The sequence below is a fragment of the Pseudomonas algeriensis genome, from assembly GCF_048847255.1.
GTDB lineage: Bacteria > Pseudomonadota > Gammaproteobacteria > Pseudomonadales > Pseudomonadaceae > Aquipseudomonas.
Map to the genome: position 1 here is coordinate 335,363 of NZ_JBKKRK010000002.1, position 18,437 is coordinate 353,799.

The 18,437-nt window shown below is 62.3% G+C and carries 19 protein-coding genes; 6 read left to right on the top strand and 13 right to left on the bottom strand.

What is annotated here, in order from left to right:
* Positions 1-163: 163 nt before the first annotated feature.
* The 8 genes from ACLK1G_RS04425 to ACLK1G_RS04460 form a co-directional block, all read right to left on the bottom strand.
* Positions 164-928: an ABC transporter ATP-binding protein gene (locus ACLK1G_RS04425; protein ID WP_420764304.1), complete on the bottom strand. Its 765-nt coding sequence runs from the start codon at positions 926-928 to the stop codon at positions 164-166.
* 13 nt (positions 929-941) lie between these two features.
* On the bottom strand, positions 942-2,060 hold the full coding sequence (locus tag ACLK1G_RS04430; protein ID WP_420764305.1) for a succinylglutamate desuccinylase/aspartoacylase family protein: 1,119 nt from the start codon (positions 2,058-2,060) through the stop codon (positions 942-944).
* A gap of 27 nt (positions 2,061-2,087) precedes the next feature.
* Complete coding sequence (locus ACLK1G_RS04435; protein ID WP_420764306.1) at positions 2,088-2,798, bottom strand: ABC transporter permease; 711 nt, start codon at positions 2,796-2,798, stop codon at positions 2,088-2,090.
* Complete coding sequence (locus tag ACLK1G_RS04440; RefSeq protein WP_420764307.1) at positions 2,795-3,523, bottom strand: ABC transporter permease; 729 nt, start codon at positions 3,521-3,523, stop codon at positions 2,795-2,797. Before ACLK1G_RS04440 ends, ACLK1G_RS04435 begins: the two co-directional genes overlap by 4 nt.
* A gap of 58 nt (positions 3,524-3,581) precedes the next feature.
* Positions 3,582-4,364, bottom strand: coding sequence for a transporter substrate-binding domain-containing protein (locus ACLK1G_RS04445; RefSeq protein WP_420764308.1), 783 nt, complete (start codon positions 4,362-4,364; stop codon positions 3,582-3,584).
* A 264-nt stretch (positions 4,365-4,628) separates the two neighbouring features.
* The gene (locus ACLK1G_RS04450) at positions 4,629-6,317 is read right to left on the bottom strand and encodes an ATP-dependent DNA ligase (RefSeq protein WP_420764309.1); all 1,689 of its coding nucleotides are present in this window, start codon (positions 6,315-6,317) and stop codon (positions 4,629-4,631) included.
* Positions 6,314-7,345 carry a ligase-associated DNA damage response exonuclease gene (locus tag ACLK1G_RS04455; RefSeq protein ID WP_420764310.1) on the bottom strand — a complete coding sequence of 344 codons (1,032 nt, stop codon included), beginning with the start codon at positions 7,343-7,345 and terminating at the stop codon, positions 6,314-6,316. Before ACLK1G_RS04455 ends, ACLK1G_RS04450 begins: the two co-directional genes overlap by 4 nt.
* Before the next feature lie 220 nt (positions 7,346-7,565).
* Positions 7,566-10,016, bottom strand: coding sequence for a penicillin acylase family protein (locus ACLK1G_RS04460; protein WP_420764311.1), 2,451 nt, complete (start codon positions 10,014-10,016; stop codon positions 7,566-7,568).
* A 271-nt stretch (positions 10,017-10,287) separates the two neighbouring features.
* Between ACLK1G_RS04460 and ACLK1G_RS04465 the strand changes: the two genes are divergently transcribed.
* The gene (locus ACLK1G_RS04465; protein ID WP_420764312.1) at positions 10,288-10,845 is read left to right on the top strand and encodes a cysteine hydrolase family protein; all 558 of its coding nucleotides are present in this window, start codon (positions 10,288-10,290) and stop codon (positions 10,843-10,845) included.
* A 127-nt stretch (positions 10,846-10,972) separates the two neighbouring features.
* Here ACLK1G_RS04465 and ACLK1G_RS04470 read toward each other — a convergent pair whose 3' ends face one another.
* From ACLK1G_RS04470 to ACLK1G_RS04485, 4 genes are all read right to left on the bottom strand, one after another.
* Complete coding sequence (locus ACLK1G_RS04470; RefSeq protein WP_034146774.1) at positions 10,973-11,173, bottom strand: SEC-C metal-binding domain-containing protein; 201 nt, start codon at positions 11,171-11,173, stop codon at positions 10,973-10,975.
* Positions 11,174-11,178: 5 nt separating this feature from the next.
* Positions 11,179-11,664, bottom strand: a complete 486-nt coding sequence (locus ACLK1G_RS04475; protein ID WP_420764313.1) for an LEA/WHy family protein — start codon at positions 11,662-11,664, stop codon at positions 11,179-11,181.
* A gap of 67 nt (positions 11,665-11,731) precedes the next feature.
* Complete coding sequence (locus ACLK1G_RS04480) at positions 11,732-12,208, bottom strand: YchJ family protein (RefSeq protein WP_420764454.1); 477 nt, start codon at positions 12,206-12,208, stop codon at positions 11,732-11,734.
* A gap of 14 nt (positions 12,209-12,222) precedes the next feature.
* The gene (locus tag ACLK1G_RS04485) at positions 12,223-12,720 is read right to left on the bottom strand and encodes a DUF6231 family protein (RefSeq protein ID WP_420764314.1); all 498 of its coding nucleotides are present in this window, start codon (positions 12,718-12,720) and stop codon (positions 12,223-12,225) included.
* Positions 12,721-12,913: 193 nt separating this feature from the next.
* On the opposite strand from ACLK1G_RS04485, the gene ACLK1G_RS04490 reads away from it, so the two are divergent.
* The 4 genes from ACLK1G_RS04490 to ACLK1G_RS04505 all read left to right on the top strand — a co-directional run bounded on the left by ACLK1G_RS04490 (position 12,914) and on the right by ACLK1G_RS04505 (position 15,571).
* Complete coding sequence (locus ACLK1G_RS04490; protein ID WP_420764315.1) at positions 12,914-13,609, top strand: PA1041 family peptidoglycan-binding anchor lipoprotein; 696 nt, start codon at positions 12,914-12,916, stop codon at positions 13,607-13,609.
* A 90-nt stretch (positions 13,610-13,699) separates the two neighbouring features.
* Positions 13,700-14,425, top strand: a complete 726-nt coding sequence (locus ACLK1G_RS04495; protein ID WP_420764316.1) for a PA1041 family peptidoglycan-binding anchor lipoprotein — start codon at positions 13,700-13,702, stop codon at positions 14,423-14,425.
* A gap of 122 nt (positions 14,426-14,547) precedes the next feature.
* Positions 14,548-14,820, top strand: a complete 273-nt coding sequence (locus ACLK1G_RS04500) for a DUF1145 domain-containing protein (protein ID WP_420764317.1) — start codon at positions 14,548-14,550, stop codon at positions 14,818-14,820.
* Positions 14,813-15,571 (top strand): collagen-like protein, encoded by a 759-nt coding sequence (locus tag ACLK1G_RS04505; protein ID WP_420764318.1) that lies wholly within the window; start codon positions 14,813-14,815, stop codon positions 15,569-15,571. The genes ACLK1G_RS04500 and ACLK1G_RS04505 overlap by 8 nt, the downstream gene beginning before the upstream one ends.
* 51 nt (positions 15,572-15,622) lie before the next feature.
* Here ACLK1G_RS04505 and ACLK1G_RS04510 read toward each other — a convergent pair whose 3' ends face one another.
* Positions 15,623-16,087 carry a CopD family protein gene (locus ACLK1G_RS04510; protein WP_420764319.1) on the bottom strand — a complete coding sequence of 155 codons (465 nt, stop codon included), beginning with the start codon at positions 16,085-16,087 and terminating at the stop codon, positions 15,623-15,625.
* Positions 16,088-16,185: 98 nt separating this feature from the next.
* Here ACLK1G_RS04510 and dinG point away from each other — a divergent pair, with 98 nt between their 5' ends.
* Positions 16,186-18,330: an ATP-dependent DNA helicase DinG gene (gene dinG / locus ACLK1G_RS04515; RefSeq protein WP_420764320.1), complete on the top strand. Its 2,145-nt coding sequence runs from the start codon at positions 16,186-16,188 to the stop codon at positions 18,328-18,330.
* The last annotated feature ends 107 nt before the right edge of the window (positions 18,331-18,437 follow it).

Below are 18,437 nucleotides of genomic sequence, written 5' to 3' on the forward strand. Positions count from 1 at the left end.
CTGTGGGAGCGAGCTTGCTCGCGATAGGGCCAGCTCAGGCAGCATCCATGGCGACTGGTCTATCGCCTTCGCGAGCAAGCTCGCTCCCGCAGGTATTGCTGTGTTTAAGACTCGTTGATTGAACGCCAGCGTGAGCAAGCTCCCTCGCCACGGAGGCGGGGAGTTATTTCAGATTGCCGCTGAGGAACTGCTTGAGTCGCTCGCTCCTGGGGTTGCCCAGCACGTCTTGCGGCGCGCCTTCTTCTTCCACCAGGCCCTGGTGCAGGAACAGCACCTGGTTGGAAACCTTGCGGGCGAAGCTCATTTCGTGAGTCACCATGATCATGGTGCGGCCTTCTTCCGCCAGGCCTTGGATCACCTTCAACACTTCTCCCACCAGCTCCGGGTCGAGGGCGGAAGTCGGTTCGTCGAACAGCATGACTTCCGGCTCCATCGCCAAGGCGCGGGCAATCGCCACGCGCTGTTGCTGCCCGCCGGACAGGAACGCCGGGTATTGCTCGGCGACGCGGGCCGGCAGGCCGACCTTGTCGAGATAACGACGGGCGCGCTCGTCGGCTTCCTGCTTGCTGACGCCCAGCACCCGGCGTGGCGCCATGGTGATGTTTTCCAGCACGGTCATGTGGCTCCATAGGTTGAAGTGCTGGAACACCATGGCCAGGCGCGTACGGATGCGTTGCAGCTCGTCGGCATCGGCCACGCGCATGCCGTGATGATCCTTGATCATCTGGATCGACTGGCCGTCCAGGGTCATGGCGCCGTCGTTGGGTTGTTCGAGGAAGTTGATGCAGCGCAAGAAGGTGCTTTTGCCCGAGCCGCTGGCGCCGATCAGGCTGATCACGTCGCCGGTCCTGGCCTTGAGTGAAACCCCTTTGAGCACCTCGTGCTGGCCATAGCTCTTGTGCAGGCCTTCGATGGTCAGTTTGTACATGGAACAGGCATCCTCAAGGCGAAAGTAAGTAGCCGCTGCGGTAGGCTTCGGTTCCGGCGACATGGGCGATGACCATGCCGGCGGTGGCCATGCGGCGCAGCGAGCGGGCATAAAGCAGCCCGGCGTTGCGGCAATGAACGGGCGTGACGGTGTCGTTGACCGGGTCGATGATTTCGGCGATCAGTTGCCCCGCCTCCATGTACTCGCCGGGCAGGGCGTTGTACACCAGCAGCCCGCCAACCGGCGTCGCCACCGGTTCGACGGCCGCCAGCGGCGTGGCCGGGTAGGGCAGGTCGGGCAACGGCACCGGTTCGCCGTCGATGGCGCCGTAGTGGATCAGGTACTCGATCAATGCCTGGCAGTCGAGGCTCGCCAGGCCGTGGTTGACGTCACCCTGGCCGCGCAGTTCGACGGTGACCGAAAAGCTTCCCAGGGGAATCTCGAATCGTTCGCCAAAACGTTCCTTGAGTTGCCACCACAGCAGCGTGAAACACTCATCGAACGACTGGCCGCCCGAGTCGGTGGCCAACAGGCTGGCCTCGGCGCCGATGTAGCGCGCCAGCGGCTCGACCTGCGGCCAGGCTTCGGGGGTGGTGTAGAGGTGGGCCACGGCTTCGAAATCGCAATGCAGGTCGAGCACCATGTCGGCGTCGCAGGCCAGCCGCTGCAGGACCAGGCGCTGGGATTGCAATTGCGTGCTGGCGCTCTGGCGGCTCAAGGCATCGCGCAGGCTGGTACGGATCAGCATCAGGTTGTGCCGCGGGTCGTCGGTCAGCAAGCCTTCGATTTCGTTGCCGATCTCTTCGCTCAAGTCGACGAACCGGCGGTTGAAATTCTGCCCGCTCTCCAACTCATAGCGGCCCAGCGGCACGTCCATCAGCACTTGTTCAAGGCCGATGGGGTTGGCGATCGGCACCAGCACGATCTCGTGTCGCAAATGGCCGGAGGCCTCCAACTCGGCCAGGCGCTGCTTGAGGTGCCAGGCCACGAGCATGCCGGGCAGCTCATCGGCGTGCAGGGACGACTGGATGTAGATTTTGCCATCGGCCTTTTCCGGGCCGAAGTGAAAGCTGTGGATCTTGCGTGCGGTCCCCGGCAGCGGGGCCAGCAGGTCATGTATCTGGTGGCGCATGTGCGTGTATGTCCTGGAACGGAAGCCTTAGTGGGTTGGCCCGAGGAAGGCCAGCCAGCGGCGTTCGGCGAGGCGGAAGAGGCCCACCAGTGCAAACGTTATGGTCAGGTAGATCAAGGCGGCGATCCCGAACGACTGGAACGTCAGGAACGTGGCCGAGTTTGCATCCCGCGCGACCTTCAGCACGTCTGGAACGGTAGCGGTGAACGCCACGGTCGTCGAGTGCAGCATCAGAATCACTTCGTTGCTGTAATACGGCAGCGAACGACGCAGGGCCGACGGCATGATCACGTAGGCGTAGAGTTTCCAGCCGGTCAGGCCGTAAGCCTTGGCCGCCTCGACCTCGCCGTGGTTCATGCTGCGAATGGCCCCGGCGAAAATCTCCGTGGTGTAGGCGCAGGTGTTCAAGGCGAATGCCAGGATCGTGCAGTTCATCGCGTCGCGAAAGAAACTGTCGAGCACGGGTTGGGCGCGCACCGCCTCGAGGCTGTAGATGCCGGTGTAGCAGATCAGCAGCTGAATGTAGAGCGGCGTGCCACGGAACAGGTAGGTGTAGAACTGCACCGGCCAGCGGACGTAGAACCTGGGTGAAACCCGGGCGATGGACAGCGGGATCGATACCACGAAGCCGATCAGCAACGAAGCGCTGAGCAGCCACAGAGTCATCGCCAGGCCCGTGATGTTGACGCCGTCGCTGTAGAGAAACGGTCGCCAGTATTCCTGCAGGAGTTCGATCATCGCACCGCCTCCCGGGCTCCGGCGGCGTAGCGCCGTTCAAGCCAGCGCAGGATGATATTGGACGCGCTGGTGATCATCAGATAGATCAGCGCCGCGAGCACCAGAAAGTAGAACAGCTGGTAGGTGCTCTTGCCCGCGTCCTGGGCCGCCTTGACCAGGTCAGCCAGGCCGATGATCGACACCAGCGCAGTGGCCTTGAGCATCACCATCCAGTTGTTGCCAATGCCCGGCAGGGCAAAGCGCATCATTTGCGGGAACACCACGTAGCGGAAACGCTGGCCACGCTTGAGGCCATAGGCCGTGGCCGCTTCGACCTGCCCGCGAGGCACCGCGAGGATCGCGCCGCGAAAGGTTTCGGTGAAGTACGCGCCATAAATGAAGCCCAGGGTGATGACCCCGGCGCCGAATGGGTTGATCTCGATGTATTCCCATTCCATGAAATCGGTAAAAGACGTCAGCCAGGTTTGCAGGCTGTAGAAGATCAGCAGCATCAGCACCAGGTCGGGTACACCGCGAATCAGCGTGGTGTAGAGCTGGGCTGGAACACGCAGCAGTTTGACGCTGGACAGCTTGGCGCTGGCGCCCAGCAGGCCGAGCAGAACGCTTAACAACAGGGACAGGGCAGAGAGCTTGATCGTCATCCAGGTGCCCTGCATCAGCAGCGGGCCGAAGCCCTGCAGGCTGAAGGCCGAGAGCCCCAGATTTTGTAGGAGTTGTTCGAACATGGAAGATTGCCTTGGGCAGAAAAAAAGTGCCCACCCGAAACCGGGTGGGCACTGCGCATTATTTGCCGCTGTACAGATTCAGATCGCCAAAGTGTTTTTTCTGGATTTCGGCGTACTTGCCGTCGTCGTGTAACGCTTTGATACCTTTATCCAAAAGCGCCTTCAGCTCTTTGTTACCTTTCTTGATACCGATAGCGGTCTTGGAGGGCAGCAGTTCGCTGTCCACTGGCTTGCTGACTTCATAGCCTTCGCCTTTTGGCGACTTCAGGAAGCCCAGCTCAGCCTGGAGCATGTCCTGGATCGCGGCATCGAGGCGGCCGGAGGTCAGGTCGGAATAGACCTGGTCCTGGTTCTGGTAGGCCTGGGTCTTGACGCCAGCCTTGTCCAGCACGGTCTTGGCGTAGGTTTCCTGGATGGTGCCTTGCTCGTAGCCAACGGTCTTGCCTTTGAGCGAGGCAACGTCTTCGCTCAGGCCCGAACCTTTCTTGAATACATAAGCCGTTGGGCCGGAGAACAGTTCGTTGGAGAAGTCGATGACTTTTTCGCGGGCCGGGGTCACGGTCATGGACGAGATCACGCCGTCGAATTTATTGGCCTTGAGGCCTGGGATCATGCCGTCGAAATCGCTTTCGACCCATTTGCATTTGACCTTCAGCTCTTCGCAGATCGCATTGCCCAGGTCGATGTCGAAACCCACCAGATTGCCGTCGGCGGCCTTGGATTCGAACGGGGCGTAGGACGGGTCGACACCAAAACGCAGTTCCTTGTATTCCTTGGCCGTGGCAGCGCCAGCAGCCACGCACAATGCCAGTGCAGAAAGGGTCAGCAGTGCTTTTTTCATTATTGAGTCCCTAAAACCAATTTGAGCGCTTGTGGCGCGTTGGATTGTTACCGGTGAAGGTCTGAACGGTATGACGGCATAAAGGTAGCAATTTCCGAACCATAGTGCCGAACAAGTGTTTTAAAAGCACTGGCGGCCTGTGACGGAACGCGGTGGTGCGCGGGGATGAGCGTACATCAAAAAGCGCACCGGGATGGAGCGTGCGCTGTTTGGAAAAACGCTATGGCAAAAGACGAACGGTTATTTGTGGCGAAGGGAGCGGTGTTATTTCAGCAAGTCCTGAAGGGTTGCCAGCGTGTCGGCCTCGTCGACGGTTTTATCCTGGCGCCAACGCAACATTCGCGGGAAGCGCACCGCGATCCCACTCTTGTGGCGCTTGGACAGGGCGATGCCTTCAAAGCCCAACTCGAACACCAAGGTGGGGGTGACGCTGCTCACCGGGCCGAACTTTTCCACGGTGGTCTTGCGCACGATGCTGTCGACCTGGCGCATTTGTGCATCGGTCAGGCCTGAATAAGCCTTGGCGAACGGCACCAGCGTGCGTTCGCGACTGCCCGGCGGGTTGTCCCACACCGCGAAGGTGTAGTCGCTGTACAGGCTGGCGCGTCGGCCATGGCCGCGTTGGGCGTAGATCAACACGGCATCGACGCTGAACGGGTCGATTTTCCATTTCCACCAAACGCCCATGTCCTTGGTCCGCCCGACGCCGTACAGCGCATTGCGGGCCTTGAGCATCATGCCTTCGACGCCGAGGCTGCGTGAGGCTTCGCGCTGGCGGGCGAGGTCGAGCCAGTCCCGACCGGTCACGACGGGCGACGGCAACAGCACGGGGCTGTGGCAACGGGCGACCAACGTTTCCAGCTGTTCGCGCCGCTCGGCCTGGGGCCGGCTGCGCCAGTCCTCGCCTTGCCATTCCAGCAGGTCATAGGCCATCACCACCACGGGGGCGTCTTCGAGGATCTTCTTGCCCAGGGTCTTGCGACCAATGCGTTGTTGCAACAAGGCGAAGGGTTGCACCGCAGGTTGCAGTGGCGCCTGCGGGTCGAAAGCGTCGTCGGTGACTGACTGCGGCGCTTTCCAGACGACGATCTCGCCGTCGATTACCGTGCCGTCGGGCAACGCCTGGGCCAGTGGGTGCAGTTCCGGGAATCGTTCGGTGACCAGGTCCTCGCCTCGGGACCAGATCCACAAGTGGCCGTCGCGCTTGATCACTTGGGCGCGGATCCCGTCCCATTTCCACTCAACCTGCCAGTCACTGGCTGGCCCCAGCAGGGTGTCGAATTGCTCCGCCGGTTGCGACAGGGCGTGTGCCAGGAAGAACGGATATGGCTGGCCGCCGCGCTGGGCATGTTCATCGTCGGACTCGGCGGCGATCAGCTTGAGGTAGCTGGCCGCCGTGGGACGATGGGACAGATCGGTGTAGCCCACCAGTCGTTGGGCCACCCGTTTGCTGTCCAGCCCGGCCATGGTCGCCAGGGCACGGGTCACCAATAGCTTGGACACACCGACGCGGAAACTGCCGGTGATCAGCTTGATGCAGAGCATCAGGCTCGACCGGTCGAGCTGCGCCCACAGCGCCGGAAGCCGTTGAGCCAGGACCTCGGGCGACTCACCGCGCAGCGGCAACAGTTTCTCTTCGATCCAAAGCGCCAGGCCCTCGTCGCTGTTGTGGGTCGATTCGGGAAGGACCAGAGAAATGGTTTCGGCCAGGTCGCCCACGGCTTGATAACTTTCCTCGAACAGCCAGAGCGACAACCCGGACACCCGGACCGCCAGCTCCCGCAGGATTTTTACCGGCACCAGTTGCCGTGGACGGCCACCGGAGAGGAAGTACACAGCCCAGGCGGCATCTTCCGGCGATGCCTTGCCGAAATAATCCTGCATGGCGGCCAGCTTGGCGTTGCTGGAGGTGGTGGCGTCCAGTTCGGCATACAGCTCGGCGAAGGCTTTCATGGTGCCTCCTCGCCGCTGACGGGTGCCTGGGCGAGGTCTTCTTCATCGTCGCCGTACTCGGTGGTGAAACCCTGGGCGTCGAGACCTTGTTCGCAAAGGTGGCGCACCAGCACGGCGACCGAACCATGGGTGACCATGACCCGCTCGGCGCCGGTCTGCTCGACGGCCCAGAGCAGGCCAGGCCAGTCGGCGTGGTCGGACAACACGAATCCGCGGTCCACGCCGCGGCGCCGACGGGTGCCGCGCAGGCGCATCCAGCCACTGGCGAAGGCGTCGCTGTAGTCGCCGAAACGACGCATCCAGCTGCTACCGCCGGCGGAAGGTGGAGCAATGATCAGCGCCTGGCTCATGATCGGGTCGTTCTTTTTGAAATCGCCCGCATAAAGTGTCGGCGGCAGGTCAATACCTGCTTCTCGGTACACCCGGTTCAACGGTTCCACCGCGCCGTGGGCGAGGATCGGCCCGAGGCTGTCATCGATGCCGTGGAGAATCCGCTGGGCCTTGCCGAAGGAATAGCAGAACAACACGCTGGCCCGGCCGGCGGCAATGTTCCCGCGCCACCATTGGTTGATCTCATCAAAGACTTGCGCCTGGGGTTGCCAGCGATAGATCGGCAGGCCGAAGGTGGATTCGGTGATGAACGTGTGACATTTCACCGGCTCGAACGGTGCGCAGGTGCCGTCGGGCTCGACTTTGTAATCGCCGGAGGCGACCCACACTTCGCCTTCGTATTCCAACCTGACCTGGGCCGAGCCCAGCACATGCCCGGCGGGATGAAAGCTCAGCGTCACGCCGTGATGCCGCAGGCGTTCGCCATAGGGCAGGGTTTGCAGGTTGATGTCCTGGCCCAGCCGGGAACGGAGAATGCCTTCGCCGGGGGCCGCTGCGAGGTAGTGCTGGTTGCCGCCGCGGGCATGATCGCCGTGGGCGTGGGTAATCACTGAGCGTTCTACCGGGCGCCAGGGGTCGATGTAGAAATCTCCGGGCGGACAGTACAGGCCTTCGGGGCGGGCAATGACAAGATCCATGCGGTCACCGGGGCGATGGGCTTGTCAGGTAGAGGCGGGGGCGGGGGGAGAAGTTCGATCGGTTTTCAGAGGACGGACTGACGCCATCGCGAGCAAGCTCGCTCCCACAGTGGCTTGGTGTGGTGCGGAAATACGGAACTCAACACCGCCTCATTGTGGGAGCGAGCTTGCTCGCGATGGCAATTTTCAACTCACCGCAAATCTCAAAGGCCGTTCCAGGTTATTTTCCAGGCACCAACGTCAACCGCGCCTTGCCATACCCGCGATCAAAGTTCTGTGGTTGCATCGGCAGGCTTTGATACTGCGCCTTGATCCACGGATCGATGCCGTTCACATAGTTCGGGCTGGCCGGGTTCCCCGATTGACCGGCGCCGCCCTGGATCGTCAACGGCTCGGGCTGGCTGAAATCGACGATCAAGCGCAGGGCCGGCGCCAGGGCGGTGTTGAAATCCTGGCCCCAGGCGAATGCGGCGGCATTGAGCGTGGTGCCATCACCACCAGCCGCCAACGGCCCACGTACGACCTGGCCGCTGGTGTTTTTCCACTCGTAGCGGTGCAGTTTGCCCCACTGCCAAGTGGTGTGATCGCTGCCCAGTTGGCTCTCGCCGACAGTGATGGCCGCTGCCAGGCTGCGAGCAAGGATCACGGCCTTGTCTTCTTTCTGCGGGGTGCGCACGTCGTCCCAGAACGGGCTGTCCTCGCGGCCGAGCAGGTGATCGGCCTGGGCCGAGTAGGACCGTTGGCCGTTCGCGACCAGTGCTTTCCAAGCTGGGCTGCTTTCCGGACCCAGTTCATCGAGGAACGTCTGCTTCATGCTTTCCTGCAGGAACAGCTCGTAGATCGCCGCGTCGGTGGACACCGGGCTGAGCCTGCCGTCGAACGCCATCAGGCGGGTGTAGGCCTCGCGAGCCTTGGCCCGGTCCGCCACCGGCAGGGCTTCGATCGCCTGTTTCAGCGGCTGGGCCATGCCTGGGGCTTCGAAGACTTTCTTGAGTTTGGCCGCGAACGTCGTGGTCTGGTCATATTGCATGGCGCTCAGGCTGCGGGCGTCGTGCTTGCCGGCGCCGGCCAGTTCGGCCAGGCGCTCGCCACGCTCCGGCGCCGCCCAGGAGTTGGACAATTGCATGCCGTAGCCATGGGGAATGACCCGCTGGTTGGTAGTGCCGAGCCAACCCTGGACCGGGTCCTGGTCGTAGGGGTGCAGCATCGGGTCGGCATAACCGTCCCAGTCATAGCGACCCTCCCAGCCGGGCGATGGCAGCAATCCTTCGCCTTCACGGCGGTTGGGGTAGCGGCCGGTCACTTGCCAGCCGATGTTGCGCGCGTCGGCAAACACCATGTTCACCGCCAGGGCGCGAATCTCCCGGCTGGCATCCGAGGCTTTCTCGATATTTCGCGAGCGTGACAGATCGAAGAACGCATCCAGGGTCTTGTCGTCGGTGAAACTCGGCAATTGCAAGGCCAGCCCCAGACCGTTGGCCATGGCCGGGCCTTGGGCGCTGTTGAGCAGGGGGCCGTGGCGGGTCTCGTACACGGCTTCACGAATAGACCGTTGACCCTTGATGAAATAGGTTTCGTTGCGCACGGTCGCCGGCTGCCATTTGCCGTTCACTTCGTAGGACAGCCCGTTGCCCTGGCGTCGGATCTTTTCCAGGAACAGGTCTTGGTTGTCACCAAGGACGCTGGTCATGCTCCACGCCACGTGGCCGTTGAAGCCGGCCAGGATCATCGGAATACCCGCCACGGAAAGCCCGGCCGCCTGGTACTTGGGCGCGCGGATCTGCACCGGGCTCCAGAGCGACGGCACGCCCAGCGGGCCATGGCTGTCGCTGGCCAACAGGCTTTTACCGTTGCGGCTGCGTTGCGGGGCAATGGCCCAGTTGCTCGAAAACGCTGCGCCCAACAGATTCAGGTCGGACAACTGGGCGCCAGCCTTGCTGATTTGGTCCAGGCCGGGCACCTGGCCATTGAGGCGGACGCCCTGAAGTTTATCGGCTTCCGCCAGGGGCAGCGGTTCATCGGGGTAGGACGGGCTCAGCCAGGCCAGTTTGTCGTTTGTGACGGTCTGGGCCAGCACCAGGGTGGCCAGCTCTTCCGGCAAGTTGGCCGACTGGCTGAAATTCAGCAGGCAGAACAGCAGCGCCGAGTCTTCCGGCTTCCAGTATTCGGGCTTGTAGCCGGTGGCAGCCAAGTCCGCCGGCAACTTGTCGCGATAGCGGAACAGGTAGGCATTGACGCCCCGGGCATAGACTTCAAAGAATCGCTTGAGGCGCGGCGATGACGCTTTATAAAGCTCGTCGGCGTTTTTCTTCAGGTTCACCGCCCGCATGTAGCGGTCGATATCGAGCCGTTCGGCCCCGGACATTTCCGCCAGCCGACCTTGGGCAAGCAGGCGCAGGGTCGCCATCTGCGTGATCCGATCACTGGCGTGGACATAGCCGAGGGCGAACAGGGCGTCGTGGAAACTGTTGCTTTCGATCAACGGCATGCCCATGGCGTTGCGCCGGACCGAGACATTCTGCGCCAGCCCCTTGAGCGGTTGCACGCCGGTGGTAGGCGGGACAGTGTCCTGGGTATTCCAGGCCTGGCAACCGCTCAAACCGAGCACACTGGCCGCTGCTGCGGCTACGCCGAGCTTGGGAATGAGGGAAATAAAGGCTGGCGAGGCCATGGCAAAGCTCCTGCGGGAGGGGGTGGCACCAATAAAGGCGCTACGTTAGTGAGCAGGAAGGGGCCGCGCAAGCGGGCGGTGGGGTTATTTGCTGATTTGGCGATGAAAGCCCGCGGCGAAGCCTGCGGCAAAGCCTGCGGCGAAGCCCGCAATCCGCTGAACACGTGGCGATGAAGCGGCCCCTCGCCACGGGCCGATCGACGACTTGCTCGTAGGGAACGGTGATGTTCAAGTGGTGCAAAATCCAACGATCGATCATGGGAAATCCGACATGGATCTACAGAAAAACGCGGCGCTGATTCTTATCGATCAACAAAAAGGCATCCTCCACCCCAAGCTCGGCCCCCGCAACAACCCCGAGGCGGAGCTGCGCATGCTTGAGCTGCTTGCCCGCTGGCGGAATTCGGCGCGGCCTGTCATCCATGTCCACCATCTGTCCCGCTCTGAAGACTCGGTGTTCTGGCCCGGGCAATCAGGCGTGCAAGTCCAGGAACGGTTCGAGCCGATGGACGGGGAGCGGTTGGTTCAAAAACAGGTGCCGGATGCGTTCTGCGGCACCTCCCTGGAGGCGGATCTGCGCGGTGCGGGAATCGGGCAACTGGTGATCGTCGGCGTCGCGACGAACAATTCGGTGGAGTCCACCGCGCGGACGGCCGGCAACCTGGGATTCGATACATGGGTGGCCGAAGACGCCTGTTTCACCTTCGACAAGGCCGATTACTTCGGCAATGCCCGTTCGGCTGCCGAGGTGCATGGGATGTCCCTGGCTAACCTGCACGGGGAATATGCGACGGTGGTCAGCGTGATGCAGATTTTGCAGGCGGGGTGATGAAGGGGTACAGGGCGGCCTCATCGCGAGCAGGCTCGCTCCCACAACATTCTTAGGCGGACTTTGAATCCCGTGGGAGCTAGCTTGCTCGCGATGACGGTCTAACAGGCAAAAAACTTTTTAGCCATCAAGCCCCGTGGCACTTCTTGAATTTCTTGCCATTGCCGCAAGGGCATGGATCGTTGCGGCCCACATCCTTCAAGGCATTGCGCACGGGCTCTTGGTGGGCGTGGCCGCAGTTCGGGCCATGGACGTGGCCGTGATCATGGTCGTGGTGGTCATGATCGTGGTTGCAATCAGGGCCATGGACATGGGGTTGCTGTGTCATCGGGGTTACTCCGCAATTAAATCGGCGGCGATTATCACGCCATTGCGCTCCAGGTGCACGTAGTGGGCGATGAATAAACCGGTTTCCAGCTCACCTTCCAGGCGATAGGGGATCTGCTCACGAGGTTTCTCCAACAGCTTTACCAGCTCCCGCACCTGGGGCCACAGGTTGGTGCGAACCGGCAGCTTGAAATACCCGCTGCGTCCGGGGCGAACCGTGAACCAGTGCTCATGCTCGCCTTCGGTCAGCAAGAGGTCGCCCAAATGAACCCGGTAGGTCAGGCCGCGCACGGTGAGGTCGCTATCACCGGGGTTGTCGACGCGAAAGTGCAGCATGAACCTTTGTTCCACCAGGCGCGCCCGCACCACCTCGACCTTGACCAGGTGGACTCGCGGCTCGGGTGCCTCTTCAGCTTGCCAGGACGCGCAACCGCCGAGCCCTACGATCAGTAGCAGGCAGGTGACGCATAGCCATTGGAGTTTGAAGGTCATGTCCGTGCCTCTGGTTTGTCCCCAGTTTAGCCCTCGGTTGGTGGTCGAGCGTCAGACGTTTGCAAAATCAGCGATTGAAATACCCGGCGCAGCATTTTTTGAATTTATGCCCGCTGCCACAAGGGCAACTGTCGTTGCGGCCGATCTTCACCGGCACGGTGGGGTCGATGAAGTACCAACGCCCGCCGTTCTGCACGAACGATGACTGTTCGCGATGGCTGTGCTCACCTTGGCCGTCGTGCCAGCGCGCGGTGAACGTAACGAAAGCGTGTTCCGGTTGGCCGCCGAACACTTCGCTGCTTTCCACTTCCAGCCCCAGCCAGGTGCTCCTGGCGCTCCATTCGCTGATGGACTGGCGATCGAGGCCATCCTGCTGGGCCGGCAGAGTGGTGCTGACCAGGTAGTCCACAAGGCCCAGTACATAAGCGCTGTAGCGCGAGCGCATCAAGGCTTCGGCACAGGGCGCGGGATGGCCGTCATGGTAACGGCCGCAGCAGGCATCCAATGGGTTGCCACTGCCACAAGGGCAAATGGTCGTGTGCAGGCTTGTGTCCACAGCTACCACCAATATTTTCCAAAGTTTTCGGGGTTAGCCCAAAACCGTGAGTTGAGCCAGTCGGGGACCTGCTTGTATTCAAGCAGATCGTAGGTAAACAGGGTCAGCACCTGGTCCTCGCGCTGGAACCGCTCGCTGGCTTGCAAGGCCAGGGAAAAGAAGTCCGTTTCCTGCCAGCCGCAGGCGTTGAGGTCGGCCAGCACCGCAATCCGGCTGGCGTTGAGATTGCGGATGCCGCCCAACAGGTTCAGACCGTCGCGCTTGGGCAAATGCTCCAGGCAATCGAGCGCAAGGGCCAGGTCGAAACGCCGCGCCGCCACGTCCGCCGGCAGCGCGCCGGGGCCCGCGTGGACCACTTCGGTGGCGGGATGGGCCTGCTGAAACGCCTCCAGCGCAGGAAAGCTGCTGGCGCCGATCAGCAGCAGCCTTTGCGGGGCGTAACGGTCAAGCACGGCGGCCAGGGCTTGCTGGGGCGTACGCGAAGAAATGGCAACGGTCATCGAAGTTCCTCAATCAGAACCGCCAAGATAGCCTGCCCGGACATCATGGCCTAGAGCGGTTTGTCCACGAACGTACGGAACCTGCGCAAACACGTGGCGAAAACCTGTAATCGTTGGGGCTGGCGCAGATCCGAAGTCCGGTCTTTACTCCCCTGAATCGGCGGCGAAGCCGATCCTTCAAGGAGAAAACCCGATGAGCATAGTTCGGACAGCGTTACCCCTGGTTCTGCTAACGAGTGTGTTGACTGGTTGCGCAGGTTTGCAGAAAACCGACTGGCCGATCTGTGCGGCCACCGGTGGTGTCGTGGGCGCGGGATTGGGCGCCATCGAGAGCAGTTCCTGGATTGGGCCGGGCGCGTTGGTGGCCGGCACCGTGGCGGCAGGTTGGTGCTGGGCCCATGGCGATGGCGACGAAGACGGCGATGGCGTCCCGGACAGCCGCGACAAGTGCCCGGGCACACCGAAAGGCGTGCAGGTCGACGCCGACGGCTGCCCACCGCCCGCCCCGGCGCCAATGGCCGAGGAGCCGGTAGTGGTCAAGGAAGAAACGATCGTGGTGCGCGATGTGCATTTCGAATTCAACAAGGCCACGCTGACACCAACCGACAAGGAAGTGCTGAGCACCATCGCGACCCGGTTGAAACAGGAAACCTCCACCGCGCAACTGCGGGTGACGGGCCACACCGACAGTGTCGGCAGTGATGCCTACAACCAGAGACTGTCGGAAAAACGCGCCAATTCCGTGGTGCAGTACCTGGTGGAAAGCGGCGTGCCTCGCGCCAGTTTCGTCTCGGTGGAAGGCGCCGGGGAAGGCCAGCCGGTGGCGGACAACAAAACTGCTGATGGCCGGGCGATGAACCGTCGTACCGAAATCAAGATAAACCGTTGAAACCCTTGTCATCCGCGGCTTGTACAGTCGCGGATGCGGGTCTTTACTCCTGTGTGACCGGTATGGGCCGGTGACACAGGAGCATTCATCATGAAGGTTCTCATCAGGGTTGCCATGCCGGTGCTGCTCGCGAGCAGTCTGTTATCCGGTTGCGCCACTCACAGCGACGGCAGCGCATCACTCAATCAACGCACCTGGCCGATCTGCAGCCTGATCGGCGGGCTCGTCGGCGGCGGTCTGGGTGCCATCGAAAGCACTGGCTGGGCGGCCGGTGGCGCCGCGTTGGGGCTGCTCGGCGGTGGCTTGATCTGTTATGCCCAGGATGGCGACGAAGATGACGATGGCGTGTTCGATCGTCGCGACCGTTGCCCCGACACGCCGGCCGGTACGGCCGTTGAACATCACGGTTGCCCGCTGCCGCAGTATCCGGCCAGCGCACCACCGGACGAGCCGCAAACGCCGACCAGTGAAGTCATCACCCTCAATGACACCGGCAAGGTGCTGTTCGAATTCGATAAATCCGATCTCACCCCGGCGGCTCGAAGCCAGCTCGACGAGCTGATGGGCAAGCTGAGCCACGCCAACGTCGCGAGCATTCGCGTGGTCGGCCATACCGACAGTGTCGGTACCGACGCTTATAACGAAGGCCTTTCCGAGCGCCGGGCCGGCAGCGTCGTGGAGTATTTGCTGACCCAGGGCGTGGCGCCGGCAAAAGTCACCAGTGAAGGCAAGGGCGAAAGCGAACCGGTGGCCGACAACGAGACCGACGAAGGCCGCGCCCAGAACCGTCGGGTTGAGTTGCGCATCCAGCGTTGATAACCGTTGCGACAACGGGCCAGAGCCGTCGGATCGCAAAATTAAATTTGCCCGGCCCTCTGGCTTATCCTTTGCGCGAGCCGTTACTGTTCACGCAAAGAATAATTTCGAACGGGGGGCGTATGAAGGTGTTTTGGGGGCTGGGGCGCTTGTTGACCCTGCTGTTCTGGCTGGTGGTGCTGGTCAACCTGCTCTTGCCGTTTGTCCACCCGCTGCATGTCTTGGTCAATCTCGCCGGGGCGCTGTTGCTGGCGGTCCATTTGCTTGAGCTGTTGTTGTTCAGGGCACAGTTTCGCGGGCGTCCCGCTCCGGGCCGTGATCGCCTCCGAGTGCTGCTGTTCGGCATCTTCCACTTGCAAACCCTTCCGACCGCGCCAGAGGCTTCCCATGCGTAAATTGTGTCTACTCGCGGCATTCGTGTGCCCGTTGGCCTGTGCCCAAGTGGTCCAGGTCGAAAGCAATTCCTTGATGCGCCTGCCGAACACCACCAGCGTGCTGGCCCTGGAGCGCTTGGATGTGGCCGATTACGGCACGCTGTTGGTGCCTTCGAACGTCACGCAGCTGTCCATCGCAGAGCTGCACCTGGGGCGCGAGGCACGCATTGCGATCGTGCCGGCGCAACAGGCATTGGAGATGAAGGTGGCCCAGGCCGAACTGGACGAGGGCAGCCAGATCACGGCTCGCGGCGCGCCGGGAACCTACACGAAGGCGGCGCGGCCGGGGCGCAATCTCAACCTGCGCTTCAATGCGTTGAACGCACCGCTACTGTCAGTCGATGCCCGTGGCGGCAGCGGTGCGCCAGGTTATGTGGGGCTCGACGGCGCCAACGGACAAGCTCCGGGGTGTACCTGGGGTTCGGCCGGTCGCGGCGCCGACGGCAGCAATGGCGGCGACGGCCAGCCGGGCGCGGCCGGTGCGCTGGTGCGGCTCGAGTTGCCTCGCGCCTACCCCGATGAACAGATAAAGGTCACGGTGGACGGCGGCGCCGGCGGCAAACCTGGGCACGGTGGCAAACCCGGAGCAGGCGGCAAAGCCAAGGGATGCCTGGTCTATACCGCCGACGGTGGCAAGAGCGGCCGGCCAGGCGCCGATGGCCAGCCAGGGCCTGCCGGAACGGCGGGCGCGGTGACGGTGCAGCGGTTCTGAATAACATTCATGACCCAGTGGGAGCGAGTTCCCACTGGGTTTGATGCGATATCAAAACATCGGCCGCGCCGCGCCTATCGCCACCACCAGCAACCCGATCAACAGATTGATGCCCACCAAGCGGCGTATCTTGCCCAGCATCGCTGCGCCAGTCGGCCAGTCCTGGGCCGTCACGGCGGTGCGCAATGCAGGCAGTTGCAGGCCCTGAATGCGGATGAACAGTGCCGTCATCACGATATACAGCCCCATCATCACCTGCACATAACGTGGCGCGGTTTCGAAGCCGGTGAAGCGCAGGTGGATCAGGCCTACGCCGCTGATCGGCAAAAGCACCACCGCCACCCAGACCCAGACAAAAAAACGCTGAAACACTTCTACCCATAGTTTTAGCCGGGCGGGGCCTTCAAGCGCCGTCATTGCGGCGGGACGCAGGATCATCCAGGCGAAAAACATGCCGCCGACCCAGATCAGGGCCGCCAGTAAATGCAGGGTGTAGACGAGGGCAAAGGGTGTCATTGGGTCACTCCGTTCTGCGCGAGATTCATTAGCGGGGTATGATAGCCGCCGATCCGAACCACTGAAAATTTATCCAGCGTTTTTTGCGCCCGACATTCATGATCAGCACCGAACTCAAAACCACGATCCAGGGCGCCTACTCGCGTTTTCTCGAAGCCAAGAGCCTCAAGCCGCGATATGGCCAGCGTCTGATGATTGCCGAAGTGGCAAAAGTCCTGGGCGACATCGACACCGATGACGAAGGTCGGCGCAGTGGCGAGCCGGCCGTCGTGGCGGTCGAGGCCGGCACCGGTACCGGCAAGACCGTGGCCTACAGCCTGGCGGCGATTCCGAGCGCCAAGGCTGCCGGCAAGCGGCTGGTGATCGCCACAGCCACCGTCGCCCTGCAGGAGCAGATCGTCTACAAGGACCTGCCCGACCTGATGCGCAACAGCGGGCTGAATTTTACCTTCGCTCTAGCCAAGGGCCGCGGGCGCTATATGTGCCTGTCCAAGCTCGACATGTTGCTGCAGGAAGGCCACGCCCAGACCGCCACCGCGCAGTTGTTCGAAGAGGAAGGCTTCAAGATCGAAGTCGACGAGGCGAGCCAGAAGCTGTTTACCAGCATGATTGAAAAACTGGCCGGCAATAAGTGGGACGGTGACCGCGACAGCTGGTCAACGGCCCTGGAAGACGCCGACTGGTCGCGCCTGACCACGGATCACAGCCAGTGCACCAATCGTCACTGCCCCAACTTCGGCCAGTGTGCTTTCTACAAGGCGCGCGAAGGCATGGGCAAGGTCGACGTGATCGTCACCAACCACGACATGGTCCTGGCCGACCTGGCCCTGGGCGGTGGTGCGGTGTTGCCGGACCCGCGCGACACCATCTACGTGTTCGACGAAGGCCATCATCTGCCGGACAAGGCCATCGGCCATTTCGCCCATTACACGCGGCTGCGCTCCACCGCCGACTGGCTGGAAACCACGGCGAAGAACCTGACCAAGCTGTTGGCTCAGCACCCACTGCCGGGTGACCTGGGCAAATTCATCGAACAGGTGCCCGAGCTCGCGCGTGAGATCAAGACGAACCAGCAGTTCATGTTCACCGCATGCGAACAGGTGGCTGATTTCAAGCCAGGCGAAGATGTAGAGGGCCGCGAGCGGCCTCGCCATCGGTTTGTCGGCGGGATCATCCCCGAGCATATGCGCGAGATGGGCATCGAGCTCAAGAAGGGCTTCGCGCGCCTGACGGATTTGTTCACGCGCCTGACCGACTTGCTCAAGGAAGGCATGGATGGCGAGGTGAACATCGGGATCGCCAGCAACCAGGCCGAGGAATGGTATCCGCTGTTCGGCAGCCTGCTGTCCCGCTCGCAAGGCAATTGGGAGCTGTGGACGGCTTTCACCACCGAAGACCCGGAAGACAACCCACCGATGGCGCGCTGGTTGACCCTGGCCGAGAGCGGTTCGCTGTTCGACATCGAGGTCAATGCCAGCCCGATCCTGGCGGCGGACATGCTGCGGCGCAACCTGTGGAACGTTGCCTACGGCGCGCTGGTGACGTCCGCCACGCTGACCGCCCTGGGTACGTTCGACCGTTTCCGTATGCGCGCCGGCTTGCCGAAAATCGCAGTGACGGCCGTGGTCCCGAGCCCATTCCACCATGCCGACGCCGGCGTGTTGCGAGTCCCCGACCTCAAGGCCGACCCACGGGACGCCGCGGCCCACACCGCGGCGATCATCCGTGACTTGCCGGACCTGGTGGAAGGTTCCCGTGGCACCCTCGTGCTTTTTTCCTCGCGCAAGCAGATGCAGGACGTGTTCGACGGTCTCGACCGTGACTGGCGCAAGCAAGTGTTCATCCAGGGCAATCTGTCGAAGCAGGAGACCCTGAACAAACACAAGGCGCGGGTCGATGGCGGCGACTCCAGCGTACTGTTCGGCCTGGCAAGTTTTGCCGAAGGCGTCGACTTGCCCGGCGCCTATTGCGAGCACGTGGTGATCGCAAAGATACCGTTCTCGGTCCCGGACGACCCGGTTGAAGCCGCGCTGGCCGAATGGATCGAAGCCCGGGGTGGCAATCCGTTCATGGAAATCTCCGTGCCGGACGCCTCGCTGAAACTTGTCCAGGCCTGCGGTCGCTTGCTGCGCACCGAGGAAGACCGCGGCACCATCACTTTGCTCGACCGCAGGCTGGTGACCCAGCGTTATGGCAAGGCCATCCTCAACGCGCTGCCACCGTTTCGGCGGGAGATTTCCTGACGGTCTTGTGTGGCGAGGGGGCTTGCTCCCTCGCCACACAAGACTGCGCCTAACCAGCCGTCTTGCGAAGGTTCACAAAAACATCAATGACTGAAACAATGCCAGCC